Source organism: Duganella lactea, from assembly GCF_009857505.1.
GTDB lineage: Bacteria > Pseudomonadota > Gammaproteobacteria > Burkholderiales > Burkholderiaceae_D > Rugamonas > Rugamonas lactea.
Window position 1 is genome coordinate 112542 of the sequence record NZ_WWCP01000005.1, and the last position, 14220, is coordinate 126761.

Consider the following 14220-nt stretch of genomic DNA (forward strand, 5'->3'; position numbering starts at 1 on the left):
CGGCTTTGCGGACACGGCGCGCACTTGCCGGCCAAACCGTTTTAATATGACTGCATAGCAGGCTTTCGGGACGAGATCATGCAAAATCAAATGGCGACGGCAATCCTTGGCGGTGGCTGCTTCTGGTGCACCGAGGCGGTGTATCGGGAGGTGAAGGGCATTGATTCCGTCGAGTCCGGCTACATGGGCGGCCAGACCGAACACCCCAGCTATGAGCAAGTGTGTACCGGCGACACCGGTCACGCCGAGGTGATCAAGCTGACCTACGATCCGGCGCAGATCCAGTACCGCGACCTGCTGGAAATCTTCTTTACCATCCACGACCCGACCACGCTCAACCGCCAGGGCAATGATGTCGGCACGCAGTACCGGTCGGTCATCTTTTATCAGTCGCCGCAGCAGGAAGCCACCGCGCGCCAGGTGATCGGCGAGATGGCGCATGTGTGGGACGCGCCCATCGTCACCGAACTGGCGCCGGCGCAGACCTTCTACAAGGCCGAGGACTACCACCAGGATTACTTCCGCCAGCATCCGCTGCAGGGCTACTGCGCCTTCGTCGTGGCGCCCAAGGTCGACAAGTTCAGAAAGACTTTTGCCAACCGCCTGCGCTAGCCGGCGGATACATATGCCGGCGCGACCACGGTAGCGCGGCGGCTCGCTGACCGGCCTTGCGGCCGACGATCTGGTACAGGCTGATCCAGTCCTGCTCGAAAGCATAGCTGCAACCGGCCAGGTAGACGTGCCAGATGCGGTAGCGCTTGTCGCCGGCCAGTTCGCGCACGCGCTCGCCGTGCGCCTCGAAATTGTCGGTCCAGATGGCGCAGGTGCGGGCGTAGTGGCGGCGCAGGTTTTCGACGTCGCTGACCTCCAGCTGGCCTTGCTGCATGGCCTTCAGCACATGGCCGATGTGCGCCAGCTCGCCGTGCGGGAACACGTATTTTTCGATGAATTCGCCGCCGCCGTAGGGCGTCTCGCCGTTGTCCGGATCGGTGCTGGTGATGCCGTGGTTCATCACGACGCCGTCCGGCGCCAGCAGCGCGTGGATGGCGCCGAAGTACTCCGGCAGATGGCGCAGGCCGACGTGCTCGAACATGCCGACGCTGGTGATGCGGTCGAACTGGCCGCGCACGTCGCGGTAGTCCTGCAGGCGGATCTCGATCAGGTGCTCCAGCCCGGCCTCGCGCACGCGCTGCGTCGCCAGCGCGTGCTGGTTGGCCGACAGCGTGACGCCGACGCAGCGCGCGCCGTACTGCCGGGCCGCGCGGATCACCAGCGCGCCCCAGCCGCAGCCGATGTCGAGCAGCGTCTGGCCCGGTTGCAATTCGATCTTGCGCAGGATGTGGTCGATCTTTTTCAGCTGCGCGGTGGCCAGGTCCTCGTCGCCATGCTCGAAGTAGGCGCAGGAATAGACCATGTGCGGGTCGAGAAATTCCTGATAAAAATCGTTGGAGACGTCGTAGTGATAGCGGATCGCCTCGGCGTCCTGCTGCCGGTTGTGGCTGAAGCTGCGCACCAGCCGCGCGAACTTGCCCTCGGCTTTTAGCGAGGTGCGCGCCAGCGCGTTGACCACCGCGATCATGTCCTTGGCCTTGCCCCTGACCTCGATCGCGCCTTCGACATAGGCGGCGCCGAGGTTGGACAGCGACGGCGTCAGCAGGTAGCGCGCCGCCGCCACGTTCGGCAGCCGGATGGTGACGCGCGGCGTTTCGCTGGACAGGTCGACTTGCTGGCCGTTCCACAATTCGATGCGCAGCGGCAGCGTCAGTTGCGCGCGGATACGGTCGATCCAGTGACTGAGTTGATTCTGTACGAACAAGATATCCTCCCGGTGTTCAGACCACACAAAGGCCAGCGGCGTGCGATGGCCCGGGAGGTGCGCCGCGCTGGCTTACGGTTGCAGGCGCTCCTTGACCCAGCTGCCATCAGCTTGCTTCACATACACGATCCGGTCATGGAAACGCGAGCGGCGTCCCTGCCAGAACTCGATGCGCTCCGGGTCGAGGCGGTAACCGCCCCAATGCGCCGGCCGCAGCGGATGCTCGCCGCTGACTGCCGCGACGGCATCGTAATTGGCTTCCATCTGTTCGCGGTTGGCGATGGGCGCGCTCTGCCGCGAAGCGATCGCGGCGATCTGGCTCTTCACCGGCCGGCTGTAAAAATAGGTGTCGCTTTCCTCGGCGGTGGTTTGCACCACCTTGCCTTCGATCCGTACCTGGCGTTCGAGTTCACTCCAGAAGAACAGCAGCGCGGCATGCGGATTGGCGCGCAGTTGCCGGCCTTTCTGGCTCTCGTAATTGGTGTACCAGGTGAAACCCCGGTGATCGTATTGCTTGATCAGCACGATGCGCGAGCTGGGCTTGCCATCGGCGTCGACGGTGGCCACGCTCATCGCGTTCGGTTCGTTGACCTTCGCATGCAGGGCTTCTTCAAACCACTTGCCGAACTGCGCGATTGGATCGTCCAGCACATCGTCTTCCGTCAGGCTGGCGCGGCCGTAGTCGAGGCGCAGATCCGCCAGCACCACGCCGTCCGCCACGGTATGGTTGACCGGCGCGGCGTGTTGTTCGGGCACTTGGCTGGTGGGCAGGGCGGGGAGGATTCCACGCCGCAGCTGCATCGCACTGCCGAGCTGTGCCATTTGGTCCGGGCTGAACAAGCGCTTGGCCATCGGGGCGATCTGGCCTTCCTCGACCACCATGTGGTCGGCGTAGGCCTCGCAGAAGCGCGCTACATCGTCTGCCGACAGGGCGGTGCCGCTGCCGTTGGCGATTTGCTCAAGTTGTGATTTGATTATAGACCAGTCTCTATCCATTTGCTCGTGACCCGCCAGGATAGCGGGCGTCAGTTCGGCCAGCAGGGCGGCGTCGGCGCCGCGCGCGGTGGCCTGCAGCATCGGCAGCAGGTTGTGCTCCTCGTCCTGGTGGTGCAGATGGGCGGCGTTGTTGAAATATTTCAGCACCGCTCGCGCGGCTTGCTGCGCCTCCGCGTCGGCGCCATGTCGGGGCAGGTGGGCGAGCAGCTTGCGCAGCGTTTCCAGCTGCTTGCGGATGCGGTCGTGGCAATGCTTCAGCACGGCGATCGGCTGGCTGAAATCGGGGGCGGTGTCGAACAAGGTATGGCTCATGGCGTGGGCTCGGGCTGCGCTGGCTGTAAACACGAGTATTCTAGAATAATTCGCCAAACGGAGGATTTAGTGACGCCGTCAGAGGCCTTGAGACGTCACCGTCACGCAATTCGCCACATTGTGGAGTCACATCGTGCCGGCAATGCGCGCGTCTTCGGCTCGACCGCTCGCGGCGAGGATCGGGACGGCAGCGATCTCGATATTCTGGTTGATCCCTCGGCGGAAACCACGCTGTTTGATATCGGCGCCATGCGGCACGAGTTGCTGGAGTTGCTGGGCATACCTGCCGACGTGCTGACCCCGTGCGCCTTGCCGGAAAGGTTTCGTGCCGAAGTGGTGGCGCAGGCGCTGCCGATATGAATATGTCACCTCAGAGGTTGGCGGATTATCTGGGACATATCCGGGATGCTATCTCTAGGATCGAACGCTATACGGCGCTGCTTGATGAACAGGATTTTCTAAACAACGAACTGATACAAGACGCGGTACTTCGTAATTTTGAGGTGATCGGAGAAGCCCGTGGTCGGATCGAGAAGCACGACAAGCCGTTCGCCGACGCGCCTCCAGAACTATCTTGTACAGCAGCCTGTCAGATGCGTAATGTTATCGCTCATGGCTACTTTCAGCTGGACTTCCGCATAGTCTGGAGAACTGTGAAATCAGATCTGCCGCGCATGCGTGACGAGCTTATTCGACAGGGGGACAGTTAGCTTTATCAGATTGGTTAAATTGGATTTTTTTGCTGGGAACGTATAGCTGCGGTCGCAATAAACAGCCGTGGTTTTCCCATCTGCCTCTTTCATCATTCCTTGCACATCCGAGAATTAAGCGGCGTCCGGCCGTGGAACGTTATTCACAGTGAATACCGGCCCTTGCCATTGGTCGTTGTCCAGTGTGGTCACGGCGGGGCCGGCGATGGTTTGCCAGAAGGTGGCGGCGGCGGGGTTTTGTGCGATGACGCGGATTTCCCAGCTGGCCGGCGTCATCGCCAGGATCGCCTGGGCGGCGTGGCGGCCGACGCCGTGTTTGCGGTATTTGCGCAGGACGAAGAATTTCAGCATGGCGCGCGTGTTCCCCGGCAGATGGGTTTCATCGTTGACCAGCGCGAAGCCGGCCCACTTGCCGTCGACCTTGATGACGTGGGCGGCATAGGCCGGATTGATCCAGAAGCAGTCGAGATCGTAGTAGCCGTATTGCGCGTGTTCGTCCAGATCGGTGCCGTCGAACTCGGAAAAATCGTGCTGGTACAGCTCCATCATGTGGCGAACGATGATGCGCTCGCTGTATTCGGCCTGCCTGACTTCAATGTGCATTGTTGTTATCCTTAATCTTTTTGCCATATTAACATTGCCGGAGTCCGGTAAAATGCCGGGATGAACAGCATTACACCTCCTGATTTTGACGACGTCGACTTCGAACGGCGCTTTGGCGGCATCGCGCGCCTGTATGGCGCGCATGCGCTGCAACGGTTCCGTACCGCGCACATCTGCGTGGTGGGGGTTGGTGGCGTCGGTTCGTGGATCGTCGAGGCGCTGGCGCGCAGCGCGATCGGCGAACTGACCTTGATCGACCTCGACAACGTGGCCGAGTCGAATATCAACCGCCAGATCCAGGCGCTGAGCGGCACCGTCGGCATGGCCAAGATCACCGCGCTGGCCGAGCGCATCGCGCAGATCAATCCCTTTTGCAAGGTCCACCAGATCGAAGAGTTTGTCGATCCGGACAACGTCGCGCAGATGATCGGCGTGGGCCAGTACGACTACCTGATCGACGCCACCGACGCCGTCAAAGCCAAGGCCGCCATGCTGGCCTGGGCGCGCCAGCACGACCTGCCGGTGATTACCATCGGCAGCGCTGGCGGCAAGACCGACGCCGCGCAAATTTCGGTGCGCGACCTGGCCCGGACCGAGCAGGAACCGCTGCTGAAGAAAGTGCGCAAGATCATGCGCGCCCAGTACGGCTTCCCGCGCGGCGAAAAGACCAAGTTCCACATCGACGCCGTGTTCTCGACCGAGCCGCTGAGGTATCCGGAAACCGGCGAAGCGTGCGCGGTCGATGGCGACGAGCGCGCCACCACCGGCGTCACCGGCCTCAATTGCGCCGGCTTCGGCTCGGCGATGGTGGTGACCGCCACCTTTGGCATGGTGTGCGCCGGCCACGCGCTGCGCCAGCTGGCCGATGGCGCACTGACAACAACGGTCCCGGATACGGTCTAGTTTGCTATCATTGCACGCTGTCTACAGACCTCATTGAAAGAACCCCCATGAAGCGTAGTTCCGTATTCGCCGCCATGCTGTTGGCCGCCGCCGCCGCCGCCGCCGCACAAGCCCAGGAGCAGGCGCCGCAGCCAGCGCCAGCCGCCGCCGCGCCGGCCGCGCCGGTCGTGGTCGGCTCCGCCACGCCGGGCCCGGCCGCCGAGAAACTGATCATCACCGACACCAAGGTCGGCACCGGCAAGGAAGCCACCGCCGGCGCCACCGTCTACATGCATTACAGCGGCTGGCTGTACCGTCCGCTGGCCAAGGACATGCACGGCAAGCTGTTCGACTCGTCGCTGCCGCGCGGCGAGCCGCTCGACTTCGTGCTGGGCGCCGGCCGCGTCATCAAGGGCTGGGATCAGGGCATCGTCGGCATGAAAGTCGGCGGCAAGCGCACGTTGATCATTCCATCGGAACTGGCCTATGGCTCGCGTCCGTCGCCGGGCAGCGGCATTCCGCCGAACTCGGCGCTGATCTTCGACGTCGAACTGGTCGACGTCAAGTAATGTGCAACGCGCCGCGCGAAGCAGGGTAGACTAGCCTTTCTCTCCCTGCTCTCGCGAGGTGTGCATGAAAGTCGCCAACGACGTTACTGAACTGATCGGCCGTACTCCGCTGGTCCGCATCAACCGGCTGGCCCAGGGCGCCGCCGCCCAGGTACTGGTCAAGCTGGAATACTGCAATCCCGCCCACAGCGTCAAAGACCGCATCGGTCTGGCCATGATCGAGGCGGCCGAGGCGGCCGGCCAGATCCGCCCCGACACCATCTTCGTCGAACCCACCAGCGGCAACACCGGCATCGCGCTGGCGATGGTGTGCGCCGCGCGCGGCTACCGCTGCACGCTGGTCATGCCCGATACCATGAGCCGCGAACGGCGCATGCTGCTGCGCGCCTATGGCGCCGAGCTGGTGCTCACGCCCGGCGGCGAAGGCATGCTGGGCGCGATCCGCCGCGCCGAGGAACTGGTCGCGTCCGACCCACGCTACCTGATGCCGCAGCAATTCAACAATCCCGCCAACCCGGCGGTGCACCGGCGCACCACGGCCGAAGAAATCTGGCATGACACCGACGGCCGCGTCGACATCCTGGTGGCAGGCGTCGGCACCGGCGGCACCATCACCGGTGTGGGCGAGGTGCTCAAGGCGCGCAAGCCGGCGTTCCGCTGCGTCGCGGTGGAGCCGGAGGCGTCGCCGATGCTGTCCAAGGGAAGCAAGGGACCGCACCCGATCCAGGGCATCGGCGCCGGCTTCGTGCCGGGCGTGCTCAATACCAAGGTGTACGACGAGGTGGTGTGCGTCAGCAACGAGGACGCCTTCGCGACCGCGCGTCAGGCGGCCAGCCAGGAAGGGCTGCTGGTGGGGATTTCCTCCGGCGCCGCCTTGTGGGCGGCGCTGCAGGTGGCGCGGCGGCCGGAGAATGCCGGCAAGATCATCGTCACGGTGATCCCGTCGTTTGGCGAGCGCTACCTGAGTACCGCGTTGTACGCCGATCTGGCCGACTAGGCTAGTGCTGGTGGCCGTGATGGGCTGACGGCGCGGCGGCCGGCGCCAGCAGGCAGCATTCCAGCGCGCTGGCGCCGAGCCGCACTTGCAGCGTACTGTGCTGGATCGAGAAGGTCTCGCGCAGCGTCTGGCTGATGGCATCGATGTCGCTGTCGCCCGGATAGCCGGCCGGCATGACCAGTTGCGCCGTCAGCGCGTTCTCGGTGGTGCTCATGGCCCAGATATGCAGGTCGTGCACCGCCGTCACGCCGGGGTGGGCGCGCAGGAATTGCTCGATGCCGGCGCGGTCGATGTGGTCCGGCACCGCCGCCAGCATCATGCGCAGCGCCTGCAGCATCAGCGACCAGGTGCTCATGACAATGATCACCACGATCACCATGCTGACCGCCGGATCGATCCAGTTCCAGCCGGTGTAGCGGACGACGATGCCGGCCACCAGCACGCCCAGCGAAATGGCGGCGTCGGCGGCCAGGTGCAGGTAGGCGCCGCGGATATTGATATCGTCCTTGCTGCCGGCCATGAACAGCCAGGCCGAGAAGCCGTTGACCAGGATGCCGATGCCGGCCACGATGGACACGGTCAGGCCGGCCACCGGGTCCGGCTTCAGCAACTGCTGCACCGCCTCGTAGGTGATGCCGCCGCAGGCCACCAGCAGCAGCAGGGCGTTGAACAGCGCGGCCAGCATCGAGGTGCTGCGCAGGCCGTAGGTGTATTGCTGGTTGGGCACGCGCTTGGCGAGGATGGCCGCGCCCCAGGCCAGTATCAGGCCCAGCACGTCGGACAGGTTATGGCCGGCGTCGGCCATCAGCGCGGTGGAGTTGGCCAGGAAGCCGTAGAAGAACTCGACGCCGACGAACAGCAGGTTCAGCGTGATGGCGATGGCGAAGGCGCGGCCCATGGTGTTGGGATCGCCGTGATGGTGGTGATGGCCGTGGCCGTGGCCGGCGTGATCGTGCGCATGCTCGTGTGCATGATCGTGGTGGGCGTGGTCGTGTTGCTTGCTCATGCTTCGTTCCCGTTGGAAGGTTCGGCGATATGTTCCAGCATATCGTTCAGTACGCCGCTGATATGGGCATCGGCGACGGTATAGAAAACCTGCTTGCCCTGGCGTTCCGACTTGACGATGCGGGCGGCGCGCAGCAGGCGCAGGTGGTGGCTCACGAGTGAGCTGCTCAGATCGAGGGTGGCGGCGATCTCGCTGACGGCGATCGGCACCGCCATACAGGCGAGCACGATGCGCAAACGGGTCGGATCGCCGAGCAAATGAAACAGATCGGCGAGTTGCGCGATCTGCGGATCGCACTGGGAATAGTCGTGTTGACAGCCCATGATTACCAACATATGAATAGGTGTTCACATGTTAGCACAAACCCCGGTGTCAGGTCTGACATTCGCACACGGGGTTTTACTTCTGTAGCTCGGCTTGCAGTTGGGCGCGGGCGCGGGGATCGAGTTGCTGGATCGCTTGCTCCAGCCGGGCGGCACGGCGCAGCGCTTGTTCTTGCTCGCTGCTCAGGCCGGGCTGGCGCAGCGCCGCCTGGCCGCCCAGCACCACCAGCGCGCTGATCAGGGCGATCACGCAGGCCGCGCCCAGCAGCCGTAGCTCGCGGGGCGCGATCGCCGGCGCTGCCGTGGCGGCGGGGGCGGCGGCGTGGCCGGCCTGCGCCGCCAGTTGCCGCGAGGCGGCGTCGATGCGGGCGATGTGGCGTTCCACCGCTTCTTCCAGCACCGCTTCGTTCAGCGCCACCAGCGCGAACACCGGGTCGTCGATGTCGATCCTGACGCCGGTCTTTTCAAATACCAGGGCCCGCAGCTTGTGCTGATCCATGGCCGCCTACCACTGCACTTTGTCGAGTTGTTCGTACAGGTCGCGGAACACCACCTTGATGCGCTGCTTTTCCATGACGTTGAAGCGCTCGCTCTCGCGCACCTCGGCCGCCGTCAGCCGCGCGGTGTTCATTTTCTTCAGGTCGGCGCCGAAGGTGTCGGCGTTGCGCGCCGTGAGCACCACCCGGCCCACCACGCGCGCGGCGTTGTCGGCGTAGGTCTGCGATTCGATGAAGTGCTTGCCGGCCGCCGATTGCAGCGCGCCAAAATGTTCGTTTTCCCACAGCACCAGCGGCACGCTGGTGGCCTTGGCGGTGGCGACGAATCCGGTGGCGGTGTCGTGCAAGGTGTCGCCGCCGCCGACGATGGTGTGGATGTACACCCGGCGGCCCGATTCCTGCAGCAGCGCGAAGCAGTCGTTTTCGATCAGGTAGCCCATCAGCGGCGAGAAGGTGTTGGCGCCGTTGTCGATGACGCAGTTGCCTTCCTGCTCCAGCAGGTCGATCATCAGCGCGTCGAAACGCTTGGGGTCGATGGTGCGGCTGTCGGTCATCACCGGCACATGCCGCACCTGCATCGCCTTGTAGCGCGAGAAGGTCGGATTCTCCTGGTCGGTGTCGTAGCAGCGCAGCGGTTGCTCGCCCTCGGCCACGTCCTTGCTGGCGATCCATTGCGCCAGGATGGTCGACACCAGCGTCTTGCCGATGCCGCCTTTACCCTGGAGAATAAAATGTACCGTGTTTTGCATCAACCACTCCCGAACGCATCGTCAATGCGTCGAGAGTAATGGGTTTATCAGTGGAAGGCAATCTGCTAGTTAATGAAACGTAGCAAGCCCTGCAACGCGTGGATGACGGTTTGTTCGCGCACCGCGCGGCGGTCGCCGCTGAACACCAGGCGCTCGGTGTGCACGGTGTCGGCGTTGGCCCAGCCGAAGCAGACGGTGCCGACCGGCTTGCCCGGCACCGCGCCGCTCGGCCCGGCGATGCCGGTGGTCGACACGGCGATGTGGGCGTTGCTGGCGCCCAGCGCGCCGCTGGCCATGACGCCGGCCACTTCTTCCGACACGCTGCCCATCTGCGCGATCAGCGCCGCCGGCACGTCCAGCATCTCGGTCTTGGAGGCGTTCGAGTAGGTGACGAAGCCGCAGTCGAACCAGCCGGTGGAGCCGGCGATCTCGGTGATGGCCTGGGCCACGCCGCCGCCGGTGCACGATTCGGCGGTGGCCAGCAGCAGCCCTTTGTCTTGTAATGCTCGGCCGACTTGCGCGGCGAGGTCGAGGATGATGTCGCTGTTGCTCATGGCTTCTCCTTCTCGGGATGCGGATACGGGGGCGTGCGTCCACTGTACCATGCAGATTGCCACTGTCGCAATGCCGCAAAAAATCGCCCAGTTGTGCGCCATTCTTTGTTGAGACTGGTAAGCTTGACAACTACGACGTTCCCATCGGAGACGCAATGATCAGTCAGACCGACATTCATCATGCCCGCATCCTGATCGTTGACGATCAGCCGGTCAATGTCGAATTGCTGGAATACCTGCTGACGTCCACCGGCTATCGGGAAGTCAGCGCCACCACCGATCCGCGTGTGGTGGCCGGCTGGCACGCCGCACACCGCTACGACCTGATCATCCTCGATCTGCAGATGCCCGGCATGAGCGGCTTCGACGTGATGGAGGCGCTCAAGCCGCTGGAGCCGGACGGCTGGCTGCCGGTGCTGGTGGTCACCGCCCAGCCCGACCACAAGCTGCGCGCTTTCGAGTGCGGCGCGCGCGATTTCATCAGCAAGCCTTTCGATCCGGTCGAGACGCTGACGCGCATCCGCAATATGCTGGAGATGCGGCTGCTGCACGCGCGCGAGCGCGGCTACAACGCCCGGCTCGAACAATGCGTGCGCGAGCGCACCGCCGACCTGCAGCGCTTCCGCAGCGCGATGGACGCCACCGCCGACGCCATCTTCCTGTTCGACGCCGCCAGCGCCGAGCTGCTCGACGTCAACGAGGGCGCCTGCCGCATGCTGGCCTATGCGCGCGGCGATCTGCTGGGCCAGTCGGGCAGCCGCCTTGGTCTGGGCATGCCGGCGGCGCTGCGCGCCCAGGCCGAGCGGCTGGCCGACTACGCCGCCGCCGTCGGCCCGGCGCGCTCGCCGGAACTGCACGAGCTGGAACTGATGCGCAGCGACCTGATCGCCGTGCCGGTCGAGTTGTACTGGCAGTTGCTGCAGCGCGCCGGCCAGCCGCCGGTGATGCTGGGCGTGGCGCGCGACATCAGCGAGCGGCGCCAGTCGGAGGAACTGCTGCGGCACATGGCCCACTACGACGCGCTGACCGGCCTGCCGAACCGCACGCTGTTCTTCAAGCTGGTCGGCGACGCCATCGCCGTGGCGCAGGACAAGTCGTGGCGTATCGTGGTGCTGATGATCGGCCTCGACCGCTTCAAGAACATCAACGATTCGCTCGGCACCGCGCTCGGCGACGACCTGCTGCGCCAGTTCAGCAACCGGCTGGTGCAGACCGCGCGCATCCGCGACACCGTCGGCCGCGTCGGCGGCGACGAGTTCGCGCTGATCCTGACCAAGAGCGGCGACCAGCAGGACGCGGTGCAGGCCGCCCACGAGGTGCGCGAGGCGCTGCGCCAGCCGTTCGAGCTGGACGGTCATCAGGCCATCCTCAGCGCCAGCATCGGCATCTCGGTCTATCCGGACGACGCCACCGATCCGCACACGCTGGTCAAGTATGCCGACACCGCGATGGAGCGCGCCAAGCAGGCCGGGCGCGACGGCTACCGCTTCTTCACCGCCGGCATGAACGTGCAGGTGCTGGCGCGGCTGGACATGGAGCTGGCGCTGCGCCGCGCCATCGACCAGCAGGAGCTGCAGCTGCACTTCCAGCCCAAGGTCAACCTGCACACCGGCAAGTTCGCCGGCGTCGAATCGCTGCTGCGCTGGCAGCGCCCCGGCCACGGCCTGGTGTATCCGGCCGAGTTCGTGCCGCTGCTGGAGGACACCGGCCTGGTGGTGCGGGTCGGCACCTGGATCATCGACGCCGCCTGCCGGCAGATCGTCCGCTGGCTCAACGACGGCACCGGGCCGGTGCGGGTGGCGGTCAACGTCGCCAGCCGTCAGTTCGTCGAGGGCGACCTGGAGGGTGTGGTGCGCGAGGCGCTGGCGCGCAACAAGACGCCGCCGGAACTGCTGGAACTGGAGCTGACCGAAACCGCGCTGATGGTCAACACCGAACGCACCATCACCGTGCTGACCAACCTGAAGGCGCTCGGCATCAAGGTCGCCATCGACGACTTCGGCACCGGTTATTCATCGCTGGCCTATCTGCAGCGCTTCCCGATCGACAAGCTGAAGATCGACATCGCCTTCGTGCGCGACATCACCACCAACCCCAACGATGCGGCCATCGCGCTGGCCATCATCAGCATGGCGCACAGCCTCAAGCTGCAGGTCATCGCCGAAGGCGTCGAGACGCGGGCCCAGCTGGAATACCTGCGGCGCTGCCGCTGCGATGAGATCCAGGGCTATTTCTTCAGCCGGCCGCTGCCGCCGGAGGCGCTGGGCCAACTGGCGCAGTCGGGCCGCGGCCTGCCGCCGGCGCCGGGCGCGGCCAGGCAGCCGGCGCAAACCCTGCTGATCGTCGATGACGACGTCAATGTGCTGTCCTCGCTGCACCGGCTGTTCCGCCGCGACGGCTACCAGATCCTGACGGCGGCCTCGCCGACCGAGGCGTTCGAGCTGCTGGCGCTGCACGCGGTGCAGGTGATCGTCTGCGACCAGCGCATGCCGGCCATGAGCGGCACCGAGTTCCTCAGCAAGGTCAAGGAGATGTATCCGGACACCATCCGCATCATCCTGTCCGGCTACACCGGGCTGGAGGCGGTGCTGGACGCGATCAACCGCGGCGCCATCTACCGCTTCTACACCAAGCCGTGGGACGACACTCAGTTGCGCGACAACATACGCCTGGCCTTCCACCACTACTGGCTGATGCATGGCAGCGGCCGGCGGGTGGGGCAGCCGGGCGAGGACGCGACGGCGCTGCCGTTGGCGCTTCAGGAAGTGAAGTGATCGAAGCTGGACAGTTGCAGGTCGAGCGGCGCGCCGTGCGCGTCCACCAGCCGCAGGCCGCCTTCGGCGTCGATGGTGCCGACGCGCGTGACCGGCGTCGCCACGCTGTCGGCGGCGGCGAGGACGGCGGCGCGCGCCGCCACCGGCGCCGTGAAGCACAGCTCGTAATCGTCGCCGCCGGCGGCGCAGTAGGCGCGGCGCAAGGCCGTGTCCTGGGTGGCCAGTACGGTGCCGGCCGGCAGCGCGTCGACGTCCAGCGTGGCGCCCACCCGCGAGCGCTTCAGAATGTGGCCGAGGTCGCCAATTAACCCGTCCGAAATATCGATCGCCGCGTGGGCGATGCCTTGCTCGGCCAGCCGCATGCCGAGCGCCACGCGCGGCACCGGCGTGTGCATGTGCACGGCGGCGGCGCGCTGGCTGGCGGCGTCCAGCGGCCGCGCCAGCTCCAGGCGGTAGCCGGCCAGCGCCAGGCGGGCGTCGCCCAGCGTGCCGGAAATCCAGATATCGTCGCCGGCCTTGGCGGCGTCGCGGCGCAGCGCCTGGCCCGGACGCAGCTCGCCGAACACGGTGATGCAGATCGTCAGCGGCCCCTTGGTGGTGTCACCGCCGATCAGTTCGATGTCGAAGGCGTCGGCCAGCGCGAACAGGCCTTGCGAGAAGCCGCGCAGCCAGCCTCGGTTGGCCTCGGGCAGCGCCAGCGCCAGCGTGAAGCCGAGCGGGCGCGCGCCCATCGCCGCCAGGTCGGACAGGTTGACCGCCAGCGCCTTGTGGCCCAGCCGCAGCGGGTCCTCGCCGGCGAAAAAGTGCCGTCCCTCGACCAGCATGTCGGAGGAAATGGCCGTCTGCAGGCCGGGGGTGGGCGCGATCAGCGCGCAATCGTCGCCAATGCCCAGCGCCACCGGGGCGCGCGCGGCATGCTGGGGACGCTGGAAATATTCTTTGATGAGGTCGAATTCGGAGAGCATGGCGGCATTGTACCGCCTGCCGTCACGGTGCCAGCCGCGGCCGCAGGCTTTCCATGCCGATCGCCGGCAGCGACTCGTCCGACAGGAACAGCCAGTCGTGGTTGGCCAGCCGCACCGCCACGCCATTGACGTGGAAGCGGCTCAGCAGGTTGGGGGTGAAGAACAGCTGCGGCCCGGCCTCGTAGGAGGCGCCGGCCAGCACAATGTACAGCTTGCTGTTGCCGGCCTCGATGGTGGTGGCGTCCAGCGTCAGCTGGTCCAGCCGGCCCTGGCCGGTGTGAATCAGCCCGCCTTGCGAGCGGGTGTAGACGAAGGCCAACTGCTGAGCGTTTTCCTGCCAGCGCAGCAATTGCTGCCAGGCCGCCCCCTGCGGCGAAGCGCCGGCGGGCTCCGGCAAACGGTCGGAAACGATCAAGGCGGCCATGGCGATCTCCGGTGAGCGAGGTTGAGCAAAGTCATGCAGCGTT

Annotated in this window: 17 protein-coding genes; 7 read left to right on the forward strand and 10 right to left on the reverse strand. The window is 65.5% G+C overall.

Features of this window, described 5'->3' with window-relative positions; translation table 11 throughout:
- Positions 1-78: 78 nt before the first annotated feature.
- A complete protein-coding gene (gene msrA / locus GTP44_RS07085; protein WP_229256809.1) occupies positions 79-612 on the forward strand; it encodes a peptide-methionine (S)-S-oxide reductase MsrA in 534 nt (177 codons plus the stop codon).
- On the opposite strand, the gene GTP44_RS07090 is transcribed toward msrA, so the two are convergent.
- Both GTP44_RS07090 and pdxH read right to left on the reverse strand, forming a co-directional pair.
- Positions 581-1816, reverse strand: a complete 1236-nt coding sequence (locus GTP44_RS07090; protein WP_161018862.1) for a class I SAM-dependent methyltransferase — start codon at positions 1814-1816, stop codon at positions 581-583. The two genes, msrA and GTP44_RS07090, sit on opposite strands and share 32 nt — an antisense overlap.
- Before the next feature lie 72 nt (positions 1817-1888).
- Positions 1889-3124, reverse strand: coding sequence for a pyridoxamine 5'-phosphate oxidase (gene pdxH, locus GTP44_RS07095; RefSeq protein ID WP_161018863.1), 1236 nt, complete (start codon positions 3122-3124; stop codon positions 1889-1891).
- 69 nt (positions 3125-3193) lie between these two features.
- On the opposite strand from pdxH, the gene GTP44_RS07100 reads away from it, so the two are divergent.
- Complete coding sequence (locus GTP44_RS07100) at positions 3194-3484, forward strand: nucleotidyltransferase family protein (protein ID WP_161018864.1); 291 nt, start codon at positions 3194-3196, stop codon at positions 3482-3484.
- Entirely contained in the window at positions 3481-3834 is a 354-nt protein-coding gene (locus GTP44_RS07105; RefSeq protein WP_161018865.1) for a HepT-like ribonuclease domain-containing protein, read from the forward strand. Before GTP44_RS07100 ends, GTP44_RS07105 begins: the two co-directional genes overlap by 4 nt.
- A 114-nt stretch (positions 3835-3948) precedes the next feature.
- Here the strand turns inward: GTP44_RS07105 and GTP44_RS07110 are convergent, their stop codons facing one another.
- Positions 3949-4437 carry a GNAT family N-acetyltransferase gene (locus tag GTP44_RS07110; protein ID WP_161018866.1) on the reverse strand — a complete coding sequence of 163 codons (489 nt, stop codon included), beginning with the start codon at positions 4435-4437 and terminating at the stop codon, positions 3949-3951.
- Positions 4438-4497: 60 nt separating this feature from the next.
- Between GTP44_RS07110 and GTP44_RS07115 the strand changes: the two genes are divergently transcribed.
- From GTP44_RS07115 to cysK, 3 genes are all read left to right on the forward strand, one after another.
- Entirely contained in the window at positions 4498-5340 is an 843-nt protein-coding gene (locus tag GTP44_RS07115) for a tRNA threonylcarbamoyladenosine dehydratase (protein WP_161018867.1), read from the forward strand.
- A gap of 47 nt (positions 5341-5387) precedes the next feature.
- On the forward strand, positions 5388-5888 hold the full coding sequence (locus GTP44_RS07120; RefSeq protein ID WP_202424008.1) for an FKBP-type peptidyl-prolyl cis-trans isomerase: 501 nt from the start codon (positions 5388-5390) through the stop codon (positions 5886-5888).
- 64 nt (positions 5889-5952) lie between these two features.
- Positions 5953-6885: a cysteine synthase A gene (gene cysK / locus GTP44_RS07125; protein ID WP_160989217.1), complete on the forward strand. Its 933-nt coding sequence runs from the start codon at positions 5953-5955 to the stop codon at positions 6883-6885.
- A 1-nt stretch (position 6886) separates the two neighbouring features.
- Here the strand turns inward: cysK and GTP44_RS07130 are convergent, their stop codons facing one another.
- The 5 genes from GTP44_RS07130 to GTP44_RS07150 all read right to left on the reverse strand — a co-directional run bounded on the left by GTP44_RS07130 (position 6887) and on the right by GTP44_RS07150 (position 10014).
- Complete coding sequence (locus GTP44_RS07130; protein ID WP_161018868.1) at positions 6887-7891, reverse strand: cation diffusion facilitator family transporter; 1005 nt, start codon at positions 7889-7891, stop codon at positions 6887-6889.
- On the reverse strand, positions 7888-8214 hold the full coding sequence (locus GTP44_RS07135) for an ArsR/SmtB family transcription factor (protein ID WP_161018869.1): 327 nt from the start codon (positions 8212-8214) through the stop codon (positions 7888-7890). Before GTP44_RS07135 ends, GTP44_RS07130 begins: the two co-directional genes overlap by 4 nt.
- Positions 8215-8290: 76 nt before the next feature.
- Complete coding sequence (locus GTP44_RS07140) at positions 8291-8713, reverse strand: hypothetical protein (RefSeq protein WP_161018870.1); 423 nt, start codon at positions 8711-8713, stop codon at positions 8291-8293.
- 6 nt (positions 8714-8719) lie between these two features.
- Complete coding sequence (locus tag GTP44_RS07145; RefSeq protein ID WP_161018871.1) at positions 8720-9460, reverse strand: P-loop NTPase family protein; 741 nt, start codon at positions 9458-9460, stop codon at positions 8720-8722.
- Positions 9461-9525: 65 nt separating this feature from the next.
- The gene (locus tag GTP44_RS07150; RefSeq protein WP_160989222.1) at positions 9526-10014 is read right to left on the reverse strand and encodes a CinA family protein; all 489 of its coding nucleotides are present in this window, start codon (positions 10012-10014) and stop codon (positions 9526-9528) included.
- 155 nt (positions 10015-10169) lie between these two features.
- Here GTP44_RS07150 and GTP44_RS07155 point away from each other — a divergent pair, with 155 nt between their 5' ends.
- Entirely contained in the window at positions 10170-12788 is a 2619-nt protein-coding gene (locus GTP44_RS07155; RefSeq protein WP_161018872.1) for an EAL domain-containing protein, read from the forward strand.
- Here the strand turns inward: GTP44_RS07155 and thiL are convergent.
- Both thiL and GTP44_RS07165 read right to left on the reverse strand, forming a co-directional pair.
- Positions 12773-13753, reverse strand: a complete 981-nt coding sequence (thiL, locus tag GTP44_RS07160) for a thiamine-phosphate kinase (protein ID WP_161018873.1) — start codon at positions 13751-13753, stop codon at positions 12773-12775. The two genes, GTP44_RS07155 and thiL, sit on opposite strands and share 16 nt — an antisense overlap.
- A 22-nt stretch (positions 13754-13775) precedes the next feature.
- Positions 13776-14177, reverse strand: a complete 402-nt coding sequence (locus GTP44_RS07165; protein ID WP_161018874.1) for a hypothetical protein — start codon at positions 14175-14177, stop codon at positions 13776-13778.
- Between the last annotated feature and the right edge of the window lie 43 nt (positions 14178-14220).

What these genes read in the sequence shown, in the direction of transcription:
- msrA (WP_229256809.1), top strand. Translation starts at nt 79, where the DNA reads ATGCAAAATCAAATGGCGACGGCAATCCTTGGCGGTGGCTGCTTCTGG.
- pdxH (WP_161018863.1), bottom strand. Translation starts at nt 3,124, where the DNA reads ATGAGCCATACCTTGTTCGACACCGCCCCCGATTTCAGCCAGCCGATC.
- GTP44_RS07105 (WP_161018865.1), top strand. Translation starts at nt 3,481, where the DNA reads ATGAATATGTCACCTCAGAGGTTGGCGGATTATCTGGGACATATCCGG.
- GTP44_RS07110 (WP_161018866.1), bottom strand. Translation starts at nt 4,437, where the DNA reads ATGCACATTGAAGTCAGGCAGGCCGAATACAGCGAGCGCATCATCGTT.
- GTP44_RS07115 (WP_161018867.1), top strand. Translation starts at nt 4,498, where the DNA reads ATGAACAGCATTACACCTCCTGATTTTGACGACGTCGACTTCGAACGG.
- GTP44_RS07120 (WP_202424008.1), top strand. Translation starts at nt 5,388, where the DNA reads ATGAAGCGTAGTTCCGTATTCGCCGCCATGCTGTTGGCCGCCGCCGCC.
- cysK (WP_160989217.1), top strand. Translation starts at nt 5,953, where the DNA reads ATGAAAGTCGCCAACGACGTTACTGAACTGATCGGCCGTACTCCGCTG.
- GTP44_RS07130 (WP_161018868.1), bottom strand. Translation starts at nt 7,891, where the DNA reads ATGAGCAAGCAACACGACCACGCCCACCACGATCATGCACACGAGCAT.
- GTP44_RS07135 (WP_161018869.1), bottom strand. Translation starts at nt 8,214, where the DNA reads ATGGGCTGTCAACACGACTATTCCCAGTGCGATCCGCAGATCGCGCAA.
- GTP44_RS07140 (WP_161018870.1), bottom strand. Translation starts at nt 8,713, where the DNA reads ATGGATCAGCACAAGCTGCGGGCCCTGGTATTTGAAAAGACCGGCGTC.
- GTP44_RS07145 (WP_161018871.1), bottom strand. Translation starts at nt 9,460, where the DNA reads ATGCAAAACACGGTACATTTTATTCTCCAGGGTAAAGGCGGCATCGGC.
- GTP44_RS07150 (WP_160989222.1), bottom strand. Translation starts at nt 10,014, where the DNA reads ATGAGCAACAGCGACATCATCCTCGACCTCGCCGCGCAAGTCGGCCGA.
- GTP44_RS07155 (WP_161018872.1), top strand. Translation starts at nt 10,170, where the DNA reads ATGATCAGTCAGACCGACATTCATCATGCCCGCATCCTGATCGTTGAC.
- thiL (WP_161018873.1), bottom strand. Translation starts at nt 13,753, where the DNA reads ATGCTCTCCGAATTCGACCTCATCAAAGAATATTTCCAGCGTCCCCAG.
- GTP44_RS07165 (WP_161018874.1), bottom strand. Translation starts at nt 14,177, where the DNA reads ATGGCCGCCTTGATCGTTTCCGACCGTTTGCCGGAGCCCGCCGGCGCT.